General features: G+C 49.3%; 18 protein-coding genes and 1 other annotated feature. Of the genes, 7 read left to right on the plus strand and 11 right to left on the minus strand.

Features of this window, described 5'->3' with window-relative positions; genetic code table 11:
* Window positions 1-2 precede the first annotated feature (2 nt).
* A complete protein-coding gene (locus K2F33_RS06075; protein WP_076172354.1) occupies window positions 3-386 on the plus strand; it encodes a Dabb family protein in 384 nt (127 codons plus the stop codon).
* A 161-nt stretch (window positions 387-547) separates the two neighbouring features.
* On the opposite strand, the gene K2F33_RS06080 is transcribed toward K2F33_RS06075, so the two are convergent.
* Window positions 548-1687 (minus strand): 5-methyltetrahydropteroyltriglutamate--homocysteine S-methyltransferase, encoded by a 1140-nt coding sequence (locus K2F33_RS06080; protein WP_076172357.1) that lies wholly within the window; start codon window positions 1685-1687, stop codon window positions 548-550.
* Window positions 1688-1932: 245 nt separating this feature from the next.
* Between K2F33_RS06080 and K2F33_RS06085 the strand changes: the two genes are divergently transcribed.
* On the plus strand, window positions 1933-3210 hold the full coding sequence (locus K2F33_RS06085) for an MFS transporter (protein WP_263881252.1): 1278 nt from the start codon (window positions 1933-1935) through the stop codon (window positions 3208-3210).
* A 130-nt stretch (window positions 3211-3340) separates the two neighbouring features.
* Here the strand turns inward: K2F33_RS06085 and K2F33_RS06090 are convergent, their stop codons facing one another.
* From K2F33_RS06090 to K2F33_RS06105, 4 genes are all read right to left on the minus strand, one after another.
* Window positions 3341-4003, minus strand: a complete 663-nt coding sequence (locus K2F33_RS06090; protein WP_263881253.1) for a nitroreductase family protein — start codon at window positions 4001-4003, stop codon at window positions 3341-3343.
* Between the two features lie 136 nt (window positions 4004-4139).
* A complete protein-coding gene (locus K2F33_RS06095; RefSeq protein ID WP_076172363.1) occupies window positions 4140-4541 on the minus strand; it encodes an RrF2 family transcriptional regulator in 402 nt (133 codons plus the stop codon).
* 380 nt (window positions 4542-4921) lie between these two features.
* Window positions 4922-5842, minus strand: coding sequence for an alpha/beta hydrolase family protein (locus tag K2F33_RS06100; RefSeq protein ID WP_263881254.1), 921 nt, complete (start codon window positions 5840-5842; stop codon window positions 4922-4924).
* Window positions 5843-5905: 63 nt separating this feature from the next.
* Complete coding sequence (locus tag K2F33_RS06105; RefSeq protein ID WP_263881255.1) at window positions 5906-6658, minus strand: SDR family oxidoreductase; 753 nt, start codon at window positions 6656-6658, stop codon at window positions 5906-5908.
* A gap of 226 nt (window positions 6659-6884) precedes the next feature.
* On the opposite strand from K2F33_RS06105, the gene K2F33_RS06110 reads away from it, so the two are divergent.
* Window positions 6885-7346, plus strand: coding sequence for a MarR family winged helix-turn-helix transcriptional regulator (locus tag K2F33_RS06110; protein ID WP_076172369.1), 462 nt, complete (start codon window positions 6885-6887; stop codon window positions 7344-7346).
* Window positions 7347-7588: 242 nt separating this feature from the next.
* On the opposite strand, the gene leuA is transcribed toward K2F33_RS06110, so the two are convergent.
* Together leuA and K2F33_RS06120 are read right to left on the minus strand one after the other, a co-directional pair.
* On the minus strand, window positions 7589-9259 hold the full coding sequence (gene leuA / locus K2F33_RS06115; protein WP_076172371.1) for a 2-isopropylmalate synthase: 1671 nt from the start codon (window positions 9257-9259) through the stop codon (window positions 7589-7591).
* Between the two features lie 76 nt (window positions 9260-9335).
* Window positions 9336-9598 (minus strand) — a binding site (T-box leader).
* 440 nt (window positions 9599-10038) lie between these two features.
* A complete protein-coding gene (locus K2F33_RS06120) occupies window positions 10039-10383 on the minus strand; it encodes a winged helix-turn-helix transcriptional regulator (protein ID WP_076172373.1) in 345 nt (114 codons plus the stop codon).
* A 232-nt stretch (window positions 10384-10615) separates the two neighbouring features.
* Here K2F33_RS06120 and nfsA point away from each other — a divergent pair, with 232 nt between their 5' ends.
* On the plus strand, window positions 10616-11356 hold the full coding sequence (gene nfsA / locus K2F33_RS06125; protein WP_263881256.1) for an oxygen-insensitive NADPH nitroreductase: 741 nt from the start codon (window positions 10616-10618) through the stop codon (window positions 11354-11356).
* A gap of 226 nt (window positions 11357-11582) precedes the next feature.
* Here nfsA and K2F33_RS06130 read toward each other — a convergent pair whose 3' ends face one another.
* On the minus strand, window positions 11583-12362 hold the full coding sequence (locus K2F33_RS06130) for a nuclear transport factor 2 family protein (protein WP_263881257.1): 780 nt from the start codon (window positions 12360-12362) through the stop codon (window positions 11583-11585).
* 249 nt (window positions 12363-12611) lie between these two features.
* Between K2F33_RS06130 and K2F33_RS06135 the strand changes: the two genes are divergently transcribed.
* Window positions 12612-13220, plus strand: a complete 609-nt coding sequence (locus tag K2F33_RS06135; RefSeq protein WP_263881258.1) for a TetR/AcrR family transcriptional regulator — start codon at window positions 12612-12614, stop codon at window positions 13218-13220.
* 123 nt (window positions 13221-13343) lie between these two features.
* Here the strand turns inward: K2F33_RS06135 and K2F33_RS06140 are convergent, their stop codons facing one another.
* Window positions 13344-13808, minus strand: a complete 465-nt coding sequence (locus K2F33_RS06140; protein ID WP_263882297.1) for a phage tail protein — start codon at window positions 13806-13808, stop codon at window positions 13344-13346.
* 278 nt (window positions 13809-14086) lie between these two features.
* Here K2F33_RS06140 and K2F33_RS06145 point away from each other — a divergent pair, with 278 nt between their 5' ends.
* Window positions 14087-14689 (plus strand): isochorismatase family protein, encoded by a 603-nt coding sequence (locus K2F33_RS06145; protein WP_089549512.1) that lies wholly within the window; start codon window positions 14087-14089, stop codon window positions 14687-14689.
* A gap of 74 nt (window positions 14690-14763) precedes the next feature.
* On the opposite strand, the gene K2F33_RS06150 is transcribed toward K2F33_RS06145, so the two are convergent.
* Complete coding sequence (locus tag K2F33_RS06150) at window positions 14764-15219, minus strand: Lrp/AsnC family transcriptional regulator (protein ID WP_318672194.1); 456 nt, start codon at window positions 15217-15219, stop codon at window positions 14764-14766.
* A gap of 149 nt (window positions 15220-15368) precedes the next feature.
* Between K2F33_RS06150 and K2F33_RS06155 the strand changes: the two genes are divergently transcribed.
* Window positions 15369-16019, plus strand: a complete 651-nt coding sequence (locus K2F33_RS06155; protein WP_263881260.1) for an SDR family NAD(P)-dependent oxidoreductase — start codon at window positions 15369-15371, stop codon at window positions 16017-16019.
* A gap of 158 nt (window positions 16020-16177) precedes the next feature.
* Here K2F33_RS06155 and K2F33_RS06160 read toward each other — a convergent pair whose 3' ends face one another.
* On the minus strand, window positions 16178-17191 hold the full coding sequence (locus tag K2F33_RS06160; protein WP_076172388.1) for a DUF3231 family protein: 1014 nt from the start codon (window positions 17189-17191) through the stop codon (window positions 16178-16180).
* Window positions 17192-17232: the final 41 nt, after the last annotated feature.

The raw sequence follows: 17232 nt of genomic DNA on the forward strand, positions 1-17232 counted from the left end.
AGATGATCACAAGCATTTTGCGGTTTCAATTCAAAGATGGCGTCAATGAAGCGGAAATACAGAGGGTCCTTTCGATTATCGAGCGTACAGCCAAGGCGGAATCAGTCGCGTTTTATTCCCTTGGGCGCTATTTCGGTGATCCTCAGGAGGGATTCACGCATGCATATTGTGTCAGCATCCCTGACTTGGCGTCGCTCGACCGGTATTTTCGTGAGCCTGCCCATCGCGAAGGGGATTTTCAGTTCATCCCTTTATTATCCAAACTGTCCCAAATGACGGTGTTGAATGATCCTGACCCAGATATTTTGGCAAAAATCGCCGCTTGCCGGAACGCTGCGGTTGACCCGGAATGGATGGCGTTGTTTGACCGGATCGGCCTAACATGACCATTCCTTACAGCCTCCCGGTTTTTTTTAGTATCAGTTCTATACACGCGGACTCGAGGCAGCAACCGCCTCATTTCGTGAAGTACTTAGAGAGCATCTTTAGCCGTACGGATCATCATCCATACGGCTATATTGGTGCTTATTCTATTTCGATATATGAGTTACTTCCAAATCTCTTCCGCGATTTCTTTAATGAAAGCAAGCTTGCGCCATTGCTGCTCCTCGGTCAGGTGGTTGCCTTCTTCCGTAGAGGCGAAGCCGCATTGCGGGCTCAGGCAAATCCGGTTCAGGTCGACGTACTGTGTCGCTTCCTCGATCCGTTTCAGGATGTCCTCTTTATTTTCCAGCTCACCGAATTTAGAAGAGAACAGGCCCAGCACGACCTGTTGATTGTCCTTCAGGAAGCGCAGCGGCTTGAAATCGCCTGCCCGCTCGGTATCGAACTCCAGATAGTAGCCGGAGTAGTTATCGATACCCAGGAGCGTTTGCGCGATCGGCTCGTAGCCTCCTCCAACTCCGGCGTAAGTCGATACATAATTACCGCGGCATACATGCGTGGTGACGACGAGGTCATCCGGAAGACCGGATACCACTTCCTCATTCAATCTTGCAAATTCATTCGCATATTCTGCCACGTTGACGCCGGCCTGCTTCATAAACGCCATAAACTGTTCGTCGCAAAGCGCTCCCCACGTGCAATCGTCGATTTGGAGGCTGCGGCAGCCGGCTTCATAGAGTGCAAGGATCGCTGCTTTGTAGGCTTTGGCAATATCCGTAACAAGCTCTTCCCGATTCGGATAGATGGCTTGCGTGCTCTCCTGATTTTCTGCCCGGTCCAGCTCGAACAGGAACTGCGCGGCCGCAGGAATGGATTGACGCGCAACGACATCTTCGCCAGCAACCTCTTTTAAAAACGCATAATGCGATACAAACGGATGGCTGCTGTAACCCACTTTACCAGTCAGGCGGGCGGTTTCGGGTCTGGACTGCGCACCGTTAAATTGGTAGCCTTGATCAACGATGGTCCGCTCTACGCCATCCAAGCCCCAGAAGAAGTCCAGATGCCACCAAGAACGGCGGAATTCGCCGTCGGTGACCGCTTGAAGCCCTACTTCCTTTTGCTTCTGCACGAGCTTGATGATCTCGGCGCTCTCTACTTCTCTCAGCTGCTCAGCGGTGATTTCACCGTTCTGGAATTGGGCTCTGGCTTCTTTCAACGCTTGTGGGCGCAAAAAGCTGCCGACGATATCATATCGAAACGGAGTAACGGTTCGTTTTGTAGGTTTGGTTTGTGTGCTCATCGGCTAATCTCCTCGGAAAATAATATTAAAATCACTATAGCATAACCCCTTGGGTATAACGTTCTACTAAAAGGTTATAGCCTGTTATAGCTATTAACTATAGCTGATTTTCTTTTTACAGGATGCCTCTGTGCTTGCCCTATTAGGTGTCTTTCCTTCATTGTAAAAAACTTCAAGTTCCCGTATTCTTAATCTTGTTACAAGCTTTTTGCATCATGCACGTAGGAATGGAGACTTTGACCGCCATGAAATCATCCTTCTTAACCCGGCCTTTCTATTTCCTGTGGACCACCCAGACGGCGGCAAACGCCGCGGATGTGCTCTACATTATGGCGCTTACGGTGCTGGTGTTAAACCAGACCGAATCACTCATATCGGCGGCGTTTATGCCGCTGATGCGCAGCGGCGCCCAAATGCTGAGCGGCCTGATCGCGCCGCTGCTGTTGAACCGCTTCAAACTTCCATCCCTGCTGCTCCTCTCGCAGACGGGCCAGTTTCTGCTGTTCGTAGGCTTGGCCGTTTACCTGCAGCTTACCGGAAAGGACGCTGTGTTTGTTCTGGTGTTTGCGCTGGTCTTCGCCATGTCTTTCCTGGACGGGTGGACGGTTCCCGCCCGCAACGCGCTTGTTCCGCGGCTCGTCGCACATGAGCAGGGCCTGCTCAAGGCCAACAGCTTGATCAGCGTCAGTGATCAGGTCGTACAGTTTGCCGGCTGGGGGCTCAGCGGCGTTATTGTCGCCTTGCTTGGACCCAGTCCAACACTGCTGGTGACGGCCGTCGTCTACGGGCTGGCAGCGGCTTTTACACTAGGCGTCAAGGAGCCGGCGGAAGCCCATCTTGAACAGCAGCCGACCGACGCAGCGCCTGACGACAGCTTAGCAGCGGCTCCAGCTTCCAGATGGCACACCTTGACCGAGGGCTGGAAAATCATCTGGCAAATGCCGCGCCTGCGGCTGCTGACCTTCATGGACATCATCGACATGCTGGGCGGTTCGGTATGGGTCGGCGCTTTTACGCTGGCCTTCGTTCAGACGGCACTTGGCCAAGGCGAAGAGTGGTGGGGCTTCATTAATGCGGCTTATTTTGCGGGGACAGTCGGCGGCGGACTGCTGGTTCTGGCCATTTCACGCGCCATCGGCAGCAGCCTTCTGGCCGCCATGCTGATCGGCATGGCGGGGTATGGCATCCTCACCGCCATATACGCCCTCAACACCCAGCCCTTTATCGCGCTCATTCTCGTCCTGCTGATGGGCCCATTCGCCGAGCTCTCGGTGATCAACCGCCGCACTTTGATTCAGCGCAGCGTTGACAAAGGGGTGCTGCCGAAAGTGCTGTCCGCCCAAGCCTCCTTGCTGAATCTGGTGTTCTGTATTTCGCTGCTCGTTATGGCTGCCCTTGCCGAATGGCTCGGCATTGTGAACCTATACTTGTTAGCAGCAGTCCTAACCTTGCTGGCGCTGGGAGTCGGCCTGATCGGCCGTCAGGCTTTCCGTAACGAATCTGCTCCCGGCGCACGAATGTAAATTCCGCTAAAAAACCACTCCATGATCTGGAGTGGTTTCTGTCTTTTATATGCTGATGGAACGGTATCGTCCAAACCGCTGAGATACAGTTCATATCCTCGGGTGTTTTTTTCACGCTTGAATGATGATATTATGCCTTAGGCATTTCGTTGAAGAAAGTGACATCCTCCATCGGCAGTCTTAATGTCGGGTGTCCGGGATTTGCTGCCTTGCCGATGGCGATAAGCATAATAGGAGCGTATCTCTCTGGAATATCGAACGCTTCTGCAAATTTAGCATGATCAAAGCCGCCCATCGGAACCGTATCATATCCTTTGGCACGGGCGACAAGCATAAGCTGCATGGATACCAATCCACCGTCAATAGATATTTTCTGGAGAACAGTCTCTGAAGGCATGCTCGCGAACATCGTTTGATAGCGTTCCACAAAGGATTGAGCAGTGTCTGCAGGCATGTAACCCGCATCAACCGCCATTCCGTAAATCTTCTCGGCCAGTTTATAACCCTCCAGATCTCCGAGTACCGCAATGACAGCCGAAGCTTCGATCACTTGCTGCTGATTGAAGGCAATCGGATACAGTTTTTGCTTCAGCTCCTGCGAGTCGATGACGAGGAATCGCCACGGCTGCAGATTGGCGGCTGAAGGAGCCAGCGCAGCTTGCTGCAGGATTTCGTTCATTTCCTCCCGCGAAATTTTCACTTCGGGATCATAGCTGCGGACGGACCGCCGTTCCTGAATAACGTTGAAAAATGGCTGCTGCTCCACGGTTTGTGACAATTGTGAAACGGACATGTTTCTCTCCTCCTCGTAATTACTGTGCTCAGTACAGGCACAGTATATCTTAAAATAAAATGCAGTCGGGCCACCAACTGCAACTTACATGAACACAGTATATAACTTTTCGGCTCACATTGCAATCCGGTAATTATTATTGCATCAAATCGGCTAACGTATGCTGCTTGAGCAATTCGATCGTCTGATTCTGCACTTCTCCCATAATCGCTTCAAGTTTTTGTTGGCCTGAAGCGCATTGCTCCTGAACCTCTTGTTCGCAGCAATCCGATTTTACAGCCAAATATATATCCGCCAGCGTAATTTGATCCGGACGGCGCTTTAGATAGTAGCCCCCGTTCCGTCCTTCTCTCGCTTCGACCATTCCGCTATGCGTGAGCTGCGCCAATACTCTGCGGAGGAATGTGGCATGTGATTGGACATCGCAGGCTATGGCCGCGCTGGAAAGCATTCCTTCGCATTTGGCAAGCAAGATCAGGGCATGTACGGCAGTGGCGAAACGCGGCGGACCAATCTGGACGCTCCGGTTAGATATCATTTAAATCCCTCCTGTTTACAGTGTATCGCAATCTCACAACATGTGTCTGTATCAGCAATACTTTCTTTTATCATATCAGTTCTTTCCTCAAACATAAAACTCGCGATGAACGGAGTGGATGTTTGCGGGATAAGGCAGGCGTCATGTTGATGTGTTTGGGTATCCCATTGTTGGTGCTCCCCCAAACTTTTGGTTTGTGGCAAGCTTCACGACCCCGCCTATAACGGCAAGTTTAAAGGCCATCCTTTTTAGGGATGGCCGTTGTGATATCGCTTGTTTGACTATCGTCCTGGAAAGTTGTCCCGTCACCGAACTTCAAATGGATGCTCGCGGCCGGTGGGGCTTCATATGACTCTCAGGCCGGCACGCCCATTAGGCCCTTACTTCGACTCGATACGGCCCAGCGGGTTGGCCCCTTCTTCCAAAGCCGCGCGGGCTGCCGCCCAGCTGGAATCGTCGATGCCAAGCGCGCTGCGCAGATAAGCCCAAGTGACCCGCTGGAGCAGGGCGACCCGTTCGGGGTTCTCGTCCGTCGTCTCCGTGACGTTGTACCCGGGAATTCCGCCCAGCGAGTGCTCTCCCCCGAAAAGGGTGAGCAGACTCTTGCTGCCCGGGCTCAGGAAGTACGGATCGGCGAACCAGTCCGGCCCCCGTGTGGACAGCCGGGACTGATCCTGGTCCCCCGCGACCACGAGGGTCGGCGTATTCATGTCCGCGAAGCTCGGATTCATGAAGGGGAAGTGCTCGGCCGCGAATGGGCTTAAGTCGGCTCCACCCTTGCCCGTCGTGGCAAGCAGCAATCCCGCCTGAATCCGCGGGTCGGACATGTCCTCACCCGGCTTACCGTCGGCATCAAGGACACGGGCGCCGAGCAGCGTGCTCACCGTCTGGCCTCCCCAGGAGTGTCCAGCTGCGGCAATGCGGCTCCGATCGAGGCGTCCCCTGAGACCAGGCACAGAAGCCTCAATCAGGTCAAGCTGGTCGAGAATGCGCTTCAGGTCATCAACCCGAATGCGCCAGATCAGCGGTGTTCGGGAATCTTCAGGTGGAAGATTCAGCGTTCTCGAGTCGAGGTGGGTAGGTTGAACAACTACGAAGCCGTGTGCTGCCCAGAAGTCCACCAAGGGAGCATAGCCGTCCATCGACGAGCCAAAGCCATGGGAGAAAACGATAATGGGCAGATCATGCCCCGTTGCGGGCGCAGACACCCTCACTTGCAGATCCTCACCCCGTTCCGGCGCGGGCAGCACTACCGGTTTTACCGAGATGATCGGAGTAGATGTATTAACGTTGATTTCCATAATTAAAGTTCCTTTCGTTGAGAGAGATTGGGGGGGGGTTGGGATCAACCACTAGAAGCTGCATTACCACGGGAGTGGGCCGTCCTCGTTTGAAAACGTGCCTGTCGGACCGTTCTCATCGAGGAGCGCCAGACGCACGGGTTCACGTGCCCCCTGTTCGACGGTGCGCGTTCCCGCGAAGTTGTTGAGGTCCGTCCCGGTAAAGCCCGGGCATGCTGCGTTGACCTTGATGCCCGCCGACTCGAGTTCGATGGCGAAAGCAAGCGTCACGGCGTTGAGGGCGGTCTTCGACGGGCTGTACACGGCACCGAACATCGGACGATGCGGATTGGCCGGGTCGGCGTTGAGCGTCAACGATCCCGCTTCGCTGGATACGTTGACGATGCGTGCCGCCGGCGCCTCACGCAGGAGCGGCAGCATCGCTTGGGTGACCGCGATAACGCCAAACACGTTCGTCTCGAACACCGCGCGTACCTCGTCAAGAGAAGCGACGCTGGGCCGGCACGATTCCGCGATCTCCTCAAGCGGCCGGTCCGGATTGCCCGCATGCGAGATGCCGGCATTGTTCACGAGCACGTCGAGTCGGCCGAGCTCTCGGCGGATATGCTCTGCCGCGGCGTCGACGGAGGCCTGATTCGTGACGTCGAGCTGGAGGGCGCGTGCGTCTGCTCCTATACTTTTTGCTGCCTCCTCCCCATTCTTAAGGCTGCGCGACCCGACGAGTACGGTGAAGCCGTGTGCAGCGAGATCTTTGGCAATTTGATGGCCGATTCCTTTGTTGGCCCCGGTAACCAGGGCGACGGGTTTATCCTGCATCTAAAAAATCTCCTTTCGTGCATTGAAGTATGGTATTTGTTAATGCTCAGGCTGATGCGCCAACTTTGTATCCAAAATATATCCTCGGGTTGATACATCAACCTAAATGGTAAAAAACTTGGTTGCACCTCAACCCATTATGTGCGATCACATTTGGTTGATGCGTCAACCTGGTATCTACTGTAACATGTTGTGGTTGATGCGTCAACCATGATATGATGTTTCTATGGATAAGAACGAGCTGAATGAAGAAGAAATGCGAATATGGCATATGTGGAAGGGCTCCTTCCAAACCATCTTCGGCCGCGTCATCAAGGAAATATCCGAGCAGACCGGGCTATCGGAAGGTGATTATGGTGTTTTGGACCGGTTAGACCTGTTTGGGGACGGCAGCCTTCGCCAGCAGGAATTAGCCGACTCGATGGACTGGGATAAGAGCCGATTGTCACATCATTTGACGCGGATGGAGAAACGTGGACTCGTGAGGAGGAAGCCGCTGAACACGGATCGTGGCGTTCAAGTCATCATCACTCCCGCCGGCAAATCCGTGCTGGAAGATGCCCGTCCTATCGCCTCCAGGGCCATACGCAGGCATTTCTTTGATCAATTAACCGAGCAAGACATCGAGTCGATTACTAGGCTGGCGGAGAAGACAAGGTCTTCGTCTGGTAAAACCCCGCCGCCCTGACCACGTTTGTTAATGCTATTCGTGAAACAGATGACTACATCGATCAGTAAAGAACGTGCCCATCACCCAAACGGTGAAGGGGCCTTCTACATTGTGTAAGCCCTAACCCCTCTCTAAGGTGTCTATGGGCGAATAAACAAGAAAGGAGCTGCCCGCGGCAGCTCCTTTTCTTATGTGGGAGAATGCTCTCACCCTCTATAGGTTGGAGTGAATGGAATCGAATTTTGCTTCGCTGAAAGCGATCAGTTATTGGTATTGCGGCTAAACTGATTCACGGCACTAAAGAGCGCTTTTACCGACGACGTCATAATATCAACGTCAATGCCGCATCCCCAATATACACTGCCGTTGGAAGCCGTGATCCCGATGTAAGACACCGCTTGGGATTTCGAGCCTATTTCCAGAGCATGTTCCGTATAGACCAGATCGGAATAATCCAGCCCAAGCTCAGTTTGCAGCGCATTGCTGATCGCATCGAGTCTGCCGTTTCCGTTGCCGGCGATTTCCTTGACTTCGTTGCCGGTACGAATCGTGACGATCGTTTGGAAGTCCTCGTTGTCCGTCATGCGGTATTTCACAAACTCGACAGGCGTTTGGATATTCACGTATTCCTTCAAGAAAATGGCGTAGATCTCCTCAGGCATCAGTTCCTTCTGCTGCTGATCCGATACGTTTTTAACGAAGTATCCGAAGTTTTCGCGCATTTTCGCCGGGAGGTCAAGTCCGTACTTCAGCTGCAGCACGTATCCGATTCCGCCTTTACCGGACTGGCTGTTGATGCGGATAATGTCGCCTTCGTATTCCCTGCCGATGTCCATCGGATCAATCAGCAGATAAGGGACCGACCAATGCTGCGGATCCTTTTCCTCGCGCCATTTCATTCCTTTGGCAATGGCATCCTGATGCGAACCGGAGAACGCGGTGAATACCAGCTCGCCTCCGTAAGGATGTCTTTCGCCCACTCTCATTTTGGTCAGCCGTTCGTACACGGAGGCAATCGCCGGAATGTTCTCAAAATTCAGCTTCGGATCGACCCCGTGAGAGTACATGTTGAGCGCCAGCGTCACAATGTCCACGTTCCCCGTCCGTTCCCCGTTTCCGAACAATGTGCCTTCGACGCGCTGAGCTCCGGCCAGCATGCCGAGCTCGGCGTCCGCCACGCCCGTGCCTCTGTCATTATGCGGATGAACCGACAGAATGACATGTTCCCGGAAGTTCAGATGCTCGCTCATATACTCGATCTGGCTGGCGTAGACGTGAGGCATCGACATGGATACCGTAGCCGGAAGATTGATAATGACCGTATTCTCTGCGGTCGGCTGCCATACATCAAGCACACTGTTGCAGATGTCCAGCGCAAACTCGATCTCCGTGCCGGTAAAGCTCTCCGGCGAATATTGGAACTGGAAGTTCCCTTCCGTCTCCTGCGCGCACTCCTTCAGCAGCTTGGCGCCGCTCACAGCGATATCGATAATCTCTTCCTTGGATTTGCGGAATACCTGCTCCCGCTGCGCCACGGAGGTGGAGTTGTACAGATGGACGACGGCTTTTTTCGCGCCCTTCAGCGATTCGAACGTTTTGCGGATGATGTGCTCTCTCGACTGGGTCAGCACCTGGATCGTCACGTCGTCCGGGATCAAATCCTGCTCGATCAATGTGCGCAAAAAGGCAAATTCCGTTTCCGAAGCTGCAGGAAATCCGACCTCGATCTCCTTAAATCCGATTTCTACAAGCAGCTTGAAGTATTCCAGCTTCTCCTCCAGATTCATCGGAACGATCAACGCCTGATTGCCGTCACGAAGGTCAACGCTGCACCAAATCGGCGCCTCCGTAATATATTCCTTCCGGGTCCAGTTCAGGCTGGTCTCCGGCGGCATAAAATATCCTCTGTCGTATTTGTTTACATTTTTCATGGATACCCTTCCTTTCGTCGATTCCTATGCTAATCTGCCAAAGATCGGAGGCGCAAAAAAAGCCTTTCATCTCCATTACAGAGACGAAAGACTTTAACATCTTACGCGGTACCACTCCGAATTCATGCCAACGCCGGCATGCACTCTACGGATACGGTTTGCATACACAGACAAACCTGGATCCTCCTGATGATAACGGTCAGGCTCCGGCTCCACCTACTTTACTGTTTCAGCGAGCAACTCCAAGGTGAGTTCCAATTTTCTCCACGGCTGTTTCACACCGGCCAACAGCTCTCTGTTCGCTTAGAAAACCGTACTATTCCTTTTCAACGTAGTTTAATTATTAGGATTAATGCTATATCACCGACACGATGGTGTCAAGTGCAATCTACAACGTATTGTTCTTCCGTGAGGGCTTTTTTATTTGGCTGAATGCTGCGATATTTAATTTTTATATACAAAAATAGTGGGTGCGGCGGTTTTTAACCATCATTATCGTTCGTGTTCCCTTCCAATTTATGCAGTAACCTATAATCAGGGTTTACTTCCCATGCTTCAAAGGAGGCACAAAGCATTTAGCATTCATGGCGTCTAACAATCTGGAGCTTTGCTGTGGTCTTGTGATGTATTCCCCAATATTGGATTCATCCATTTTTATATCGATCATTTCCCCATTCGTAAACCACTCAAGGCAGTAGTGAATCCCTTTTCCAAAGGCTAAATGCTGGCTTTTTCCCTCAAAATATTGAACACTTCGGGGTCATAGTACATTAATTTTGTTATCCATACTCTCTACCGAAGTCCTCCATCTTCTCAAGGATCGGCAGTAATTTATTCCCCTTGTCTGTAAGCGAATACTCTACCCGAGGAGGAACTTCTGGATAAACATCACGTTTAATGACTCCATCTTGCTCCAACTCTCTAAGCTGCTTTGTGAGAGAGCCTTGCGATAAACCGCCAAGAAATTTTTTGATATCCGTATAGCGACGCGTTTCTCCTCTTAGATACCATAATATAAAGTATTTCCAACGTCCTGAAAGGACATATTGGGTAAAGGATATCGCGTACATATCCCTGTTTTCATCGATAAACGCTTTATCAAATCCTTCATTGCAGACCCTCATTGATATCCCCCTGAAGGTACAAAAAGTTGTACTATGTTCATTTATATTGCCCTCTTTGCGGACCCAACGAAAAATTTTATGATAGTGTCAATGTCACCGGGACAGAACAACATTGGCCAATATTTAAACTCTAAGCCTATACAGCTTAAAGGAGAGTAGGGAACACGCAAAAACATGTGAGTTCCTTATCAATACGGAGTTATTATATCAAATAAATATGGAGATGGATTACATGAATGAAACCATTTCACTGCTTCATAATCATGCATCTGTGCGATCCTTTACCAATAAATCCTTGACAGAAGAACAGCGAGAAGCAATCTTTAAAGCAGTCAGTCAAACTTCATCTTCCAGTCTTCTTCAAGCCGTTTCGATTATTCGAATCACAAATCCTGATCTGCGAAAAAAAGTGATGCAACTCAGTATGGATCAACCCTATATTGAAGAAGCAGCAGAGTTTTGGATTTTTTGTGCAGATTTCAACCGTAATCATCAAATTGCCCCAGTGGTGGATATTGAATATATTGAATTTCTGTTGGTTGGTACGTTCGACGCTGGACTAATGGCACAAAATGCCTTAACAGCAGCCGAATCCATGGGACTTGGAGGTGTATTTATCGGGGCTGTCAGAGCTAATATTAACGAATTATCTGACCTGTTGAAATTACCGAAGTATGTGATACCTTTGGTGGGATTATGCTTGGGTACCCCGGCAGGAGATAAACCTGAACTTAAGCCGCGGCTGCCTCAATCCATGGTCTTGCAAGAAAATCAATATCAACCACTGGATCAAGAGAAATTAGCCACCTATGATGAAGCCATGTTGAAGTATTATGAGAGCCGTCCGGTTATGGCTCCCTTCACAGTGAAAAAAGTAAAGGGATGGAGTGACCATATCCAAGATCATCTCCAGAGAAGTATTCTCCCTCAAATGATGAACTATTTGAACAAGCAAGGATATGCGAAAAAATAAACGGTTAAGACCGAGGTAAGTTAACTACATTAGCGCTGCAGAATAATAGGGATTTTCGCAACCGCGATTGCAAAGCGGTTGCGAAAATCCCTCTTTCAGTTCGGCATCGTTCTGCGCCAACAGCTCCGGCAAATTACAGCCGGACCTCCGACTGTGGCGGTTGGTGAGCAAAGCTGACACCGCCGCAATGATTCGGCGATGCCTTTCTATTAACTCCCCTCAAGCCTTAAAACCGGCTGTTTGAATTTTTCCGCTTTTCTGCCGGCAGGATGGCTTCGACTACGTCCCAATGCTCGGCGATCTTTCCGTTCTCCACCCGGAACAAATCGTAAAAAGCGGTAGGCTGGCCATCGAACAAACCTTCACTTACCGTAAGCACAAAATCGCCTTGGCCAATGACCTGATGGAGCTGAGTATATTGAAATTCAACATTTCTCTCCGATAGCGCCTGGAGTGCCGCATGCAGTCCCGAAAGGCCATCCCCAATATGCGGACTATGCTGGATGTAACGATCCCCGTCAAAATAGGAGTTCAGCAGCTCCGGATTTTTCCCAAACAAAATGTTCTCCACATAGCTTTGGACAAGCCCTTTGTTCGCGTCCGTCTTATCGATATCCTGAACCGTGACCGGTCCGTCAATCATCGTATGGCCGCTTGGCGTCTTCTCCACCATCTCCTGCAAATTGTCCCAATGCTCGACGATGAGTCCATGTTCAAAACGGAAAATATCAATCCCGATCTTAGGACCGAAGAATTCATATGCGGAATGGAGGACCACCAAATCCCCGTCGACCAAAGCACGTTTAATGCTGACCTTCGTACCGTTTTCCTTTAAATGAGCTAGCGCACCTAGCATGGCATCACGGCCATCAGGTAAGGCTTGGTTGTGCTGAATATATTTATCCGGATGAACGTAAGTCGTAATCGCTTTGGGGCTGCCGCTCTCCAAGCTTTCCAGCACAGCGGTTGCCTTAAGAACAAGCTCATTATGATCGTTGAATGTCATCGAAATATCCTCCCTTTATATCGAAAGTTAAAATTAACGTTTGCGCTTGATGGACCGGTCCTGATCTCGCACCATTTATCGTCATCAGATAAATAATGAACACGATGTTGTTTATTTATCTTGTGCTCATTATAATAAGGAACCATAGCACCCTCAATATTCAATATTTTGAGTTTTGCAGGATAAGAGGCATTTCGCACGGATTTGTCGCTTAACGCCTTAAATTTCTTGTAGGAGAGCGAAATTCATATGAACAAAAAGAAGACCGATCTAAGAATTGTGCGCACGAAACAATCGATCCGAAAGGCATTTTATGAGCTGATTCAGGAAAAAGGATACGAAGCGATCACGATCCAGGATATTGCCGACCAGGCGATGATCAATCGAAACACGTTTTATCTTCACTACCAGAACAAGCCGGATTTATTAGATACATGTATGAACGAGCTGTTGAGCGAATTGCAGCAGACCGTCGTGCTTTGCCCATTCCATATGAACCCTTTCCGTCTGTCCAGACTGGAGACCGTCATGCAAGCCGTTCTGGAACACATTTCGGGGAGTATTACTTTGTACTATGCCATGTTGGTGGAGGAGAGCAGAATCTATCCGTTTCGAGCAAAAATGGAGGCGATCATCAAAGGCAAACTGGATGAGGGGTGGAGTCCTGCGCAGGGGGATTCGCCGTTAGCGGTATCTAAAGAATTGCTGCTTGAATACCTCGTATCGGCTTTCATGGGGATCGTGATTTGGTGGATCAAAAACGACCGGCCCCTGTCCGCGGCTGAGGTATCATCCCAGTTCAGTAACATCGTGACCTATGGCCATTTGAGAGCTGCCGGCATTGCTGTCGAGGAGTAGGAACGCGAGAGCAGAGATGTGTTATAGGCTGGCGTTCTTTAAAAGACAAAGGACAGGAGAGCATGGTCTGCCCCGCCTGTCCCGTTATGTTTTAATCTGATTGCTTCGCGTCCTATGCCTTGCTTAATATTCCCCTTTAATGACAAAAAACGAGCCCCGAATCGTTCCGGCCAGCTTGGACTTCTGCCTCGCAAACTTAAACTTCCCTTCCAACTCCTGGGGTACCTCCATCCCTTCCGAAAGCTTGAAGCCGACAGCCCGTTTCTTCGGGTCATCCACGGTATACATGACATTAAGTGCGAGACCATCCTCATAAAAAACGTAGGCCATTTGGATATTTTCCACTTGAAAACGCGAAGTTTCCAAAGGCTTGGCCGCAAACTCAATATCCCGTTCTTCTTTCAAAATCCGGTTCACATAATCCAGGGTCTCCTGGCTTTCGCTGGCAGGCACAACCGTAAATTCATGCTTGTATTTGTTCATAAAGTAACGAGCTTCATTTGCGCGCAAACCAGCAAGTGCTTCAGCGACAGGTGAAGATTCTAAACCCACCGTAGATACATTTTGAAAATCAACGATATACGACATTTCCATCCCTCGTTTTCCCTTAATTTTCAGATATCTATATTTCACAAGCTGACTGACGATTTTGTTAGTCTTCTAAATATTGTTTACATAGACTGGTAGAAACAAACATCCCGTTTACATATTCAGCACTTTGCGTCAAAATCCTTCACATATCTTCATAAAATCTGTGTATTCTAGGAGAATCACTCCTAGGATAATCCACTCTCTCGTTAATCACCACGGCCTAATTTATACTGATTCCGTCATCATTACATTACAAGATTAGCGGAGGGTTTCCTATGAATCAACTTCATGACAATCATACGCATAGCGGGCAAAGAGAACCGTTAATCGATTGGAACAGAACAGCTCTGGTCGTCATCGATCTCCAAAAATGGATAGGTCAGCAGTATGCACCTTATTCCGCGGAAGCGGTCATTGCCAATGCAGCCAAGCTGACCCAGCTTTTCCGAAGTCATGGGGCTTTTGTGGCGCTCGTGCATGTATCCAGTAAAGACTTCAAAGATATGCTCAGCCCTATGCTGGATACCGCGCCTCCCAAACTAAATCTGGTCGAAGGCTGGGACGAATTTGTTCCCGAACTCGGCGTAACTGAAACGGATCATATCATCTCCAAAAAGCAATGGGGGGCCTTCCACGGGACAGATCTTGATCTTCAACTGCGCCGCCGAAACATTGATACCATCGTCATCTGCGGTATAGCATCAGGGATCGGTGTGGATACAACCGCCAGAGAAGCTTTTCAGCACGGATATGATATCATTTTCGCGATTGACGCCATGACCGGGTTCACGAAGGCTGAGCATGAGCATGTACGGGATGTTATTTTCCCGAGGATGGGGCGGATTCGCACAACGGAAGAGGTATTAAAAGGGATTTAGTTCCCTGGAGGGGTTGGCCAAAGCATCCCTGAATCCGATAGATTGCACTTTCTTCAAACCACCTGGTTAAGTCGTTAATTAGACTCGGGGACGACCGCGGCCAGGGATTTATTTTCAATAGGGGAAGAAAGTACGATGGACGTTGCAAATTTCCCGTACTTTACGATTTCGTTCTCAAACATCTCTAAATCCGGCAGTGACGCGGTAACTACCTTCAACAAGTGATTATACTCTCCCCCGCTTATCCTGTGGCACTCAATCACTTCCTGGGCGGATTGGCAGAAAGCATAAAGTGATTCGCAATTCGTTGCGCGCAGCCAAATAGCCGCCATTGTATGTTTACCTATCTTTTCTCTTGCGACGACCGCCCGATACTCTTTAATCACTCCCCTTTCCTCCATCCGCCGAACTCTCTCCGTTACAGCAGGCTGGGTTAGCCCAACCATCCTGCCTAGTTCTGTCATAAAGATCCTTGCATTGTCCTGCAAAACTAACAGGATATTCTTATCAACCTGATCCAAGTGACCCACCCCTTATATTCTATAAGCGTATGAAGCTAAATGGTTTGATTTCCTTAGCGAATGATGATAAACACCTTGGTTGACCCATGTAGCATTCCCATACTATCAAATATAATTTGTGGAGTACATTGGAATCCAAATTGAAGGAGCGAGTCTATATGGGCAAAAAATCTATTGTAATTGTTGGGGCAGGTCCCGGAGTGAGTTCTGGCGTAGCTAAAATATTCGGTTTGAAAGGGTTCAAAGTTATTCTTGTGGCCAGGAATGAAAAATCGCTGGGCGAGCTTGTAAAGAGCCTGGAGGCCCAGGGCATAGAGGCATATGGAACAACAGCGAATGCTGCGGATGCGGACTCTCTTCAAACCGCGTTCCAGCAGATCAAAAGAAATCATGGAATCCCGGAGGTACTTGTCTATAATGCAGCTGTTATTAAACTGGGGACTGCATCGAAACTAACGGAGGCCGAGTTGTTGGACGATCTTAATGTCAATGTGGTCGGGGCTCTAAGCAGTGCTTTACAAGTTATTCCCGACTTCATTGAACGGAAGAGTGGAACGATCTTGTTCACAGGCGGTGGATTTGCCCTAACTCCTGCTTATGAATTAGCTTCTTTGTCTGTCGGAAAAGCCGCTCTACGCAGCTTAGCCTATACATTAGGAGAAGAATTGAAGCAACATGGCATTCATGTGGGCACCATCACCATTGCTGGTACAGTTGTGGTGAACACAAATTTCGACCCTGATCGAATCGCCCAAACGTATTGGGATATGTATGAAAAGCAGAACGAACGTGAACTTATCTATCAGTGAGTACTCCATTAGCGGTCATTTTCGCCTTACTTAGGGTACGGATCACCCGGCTGTCTGTAACCGCAAGCTTAAAGGCCATCCTGTAAAGGATGGCCCTTCCTATACCTATAGCCACTCGATTCAACTATGGTGCCCAAAACAGCTTCTAGATCAAGCTTTTAATGTCCCGCTTGTACCTCATCTCGGTCTATAGCTTCTGGAGGTTGCTCCAACCAGCCATGGTCAATCATAATATTGGCACCATCTTCTACATATAACGATACTTGCAACTGACATTTTGCAAATAAGGCGGCAACATCTTTTCTTGCACTAAGTGAGGCACCATTGGCGTATTCCCGGATCTTCATGGCAAACATATCGATTTTATGATAAACCATCAGTTTGTCTGAGAAAGGAGACTCCGTTGATGGTCTGACCAGATGATCAATGAGCGAAGGAGATGGCAAACCGTCTTTGGACAATTTATCCGACATCTGATCAATATGTTTTTGGTTAAGATTCTTTCCGCGTTCTAAATATTGTCTGACTTTTTCACTCTTTGCCACCTGAACAAAGCCAGTAATAATGGCTTTACTTGTGATGTCGTTGTTCATGTTTCCGTATAAATGGGCGATTTCCAAGCCTTGCAGCGGTCTCCCGTTTCCAAAAAATACATTTAAGAAACTCTGTTTGGTAATAAAATCAACTCCTTCGGGAGGAGGAATGACGGGTGGATTTATTGATGCATTTTTGGAAAGCAAAACATCATTGACCCGAACCATTAATTGGCTCGTATCATGAAGGGTCTTGACAAAAAAGTCCCGGATATCTTTCCGCGTTACTAAAGGTATAGCCACGCTATAAATACTCATCCCAGCTTTGCCCAGATACTGTAAGTAATGAAGATAAAAGTCATCTTCATACAGTCGGGGTGCTTCCAGATTTACGTCGTCCTTCGTAAACCCGACCGGTATGGGAAAGGCCGCTTGTTTAAAAATGGCTTCGATATCCTGTATATAATCTTCACATAACCCCTGGGCAAATTGTAAAATTTTTTTAATTTCTTTATCGTTCACATGCTGGAGATAATAACTAAGCACGCATTTCCCCATCGTATTTCCAACATACGTTGCCCAAAGTTTTCCCATCTCCGCTGCCGTTAATTGTGATTGATCTGTTTTCACAAAGCTCATTCCTTTTATGGTCTATTGGGAACCCATGCCTAGGATATCCA

The organism is Paenibacillus sp. PSB04 (assembly GCF_025809195.1).
Taxonomy (GTDB): Bacteria; Bacillota; Bacilli; order Paenibacillales; family Paenibacillaceae; genus Paenibacillus_AQ; species Paenibacillus_AQ favisporus.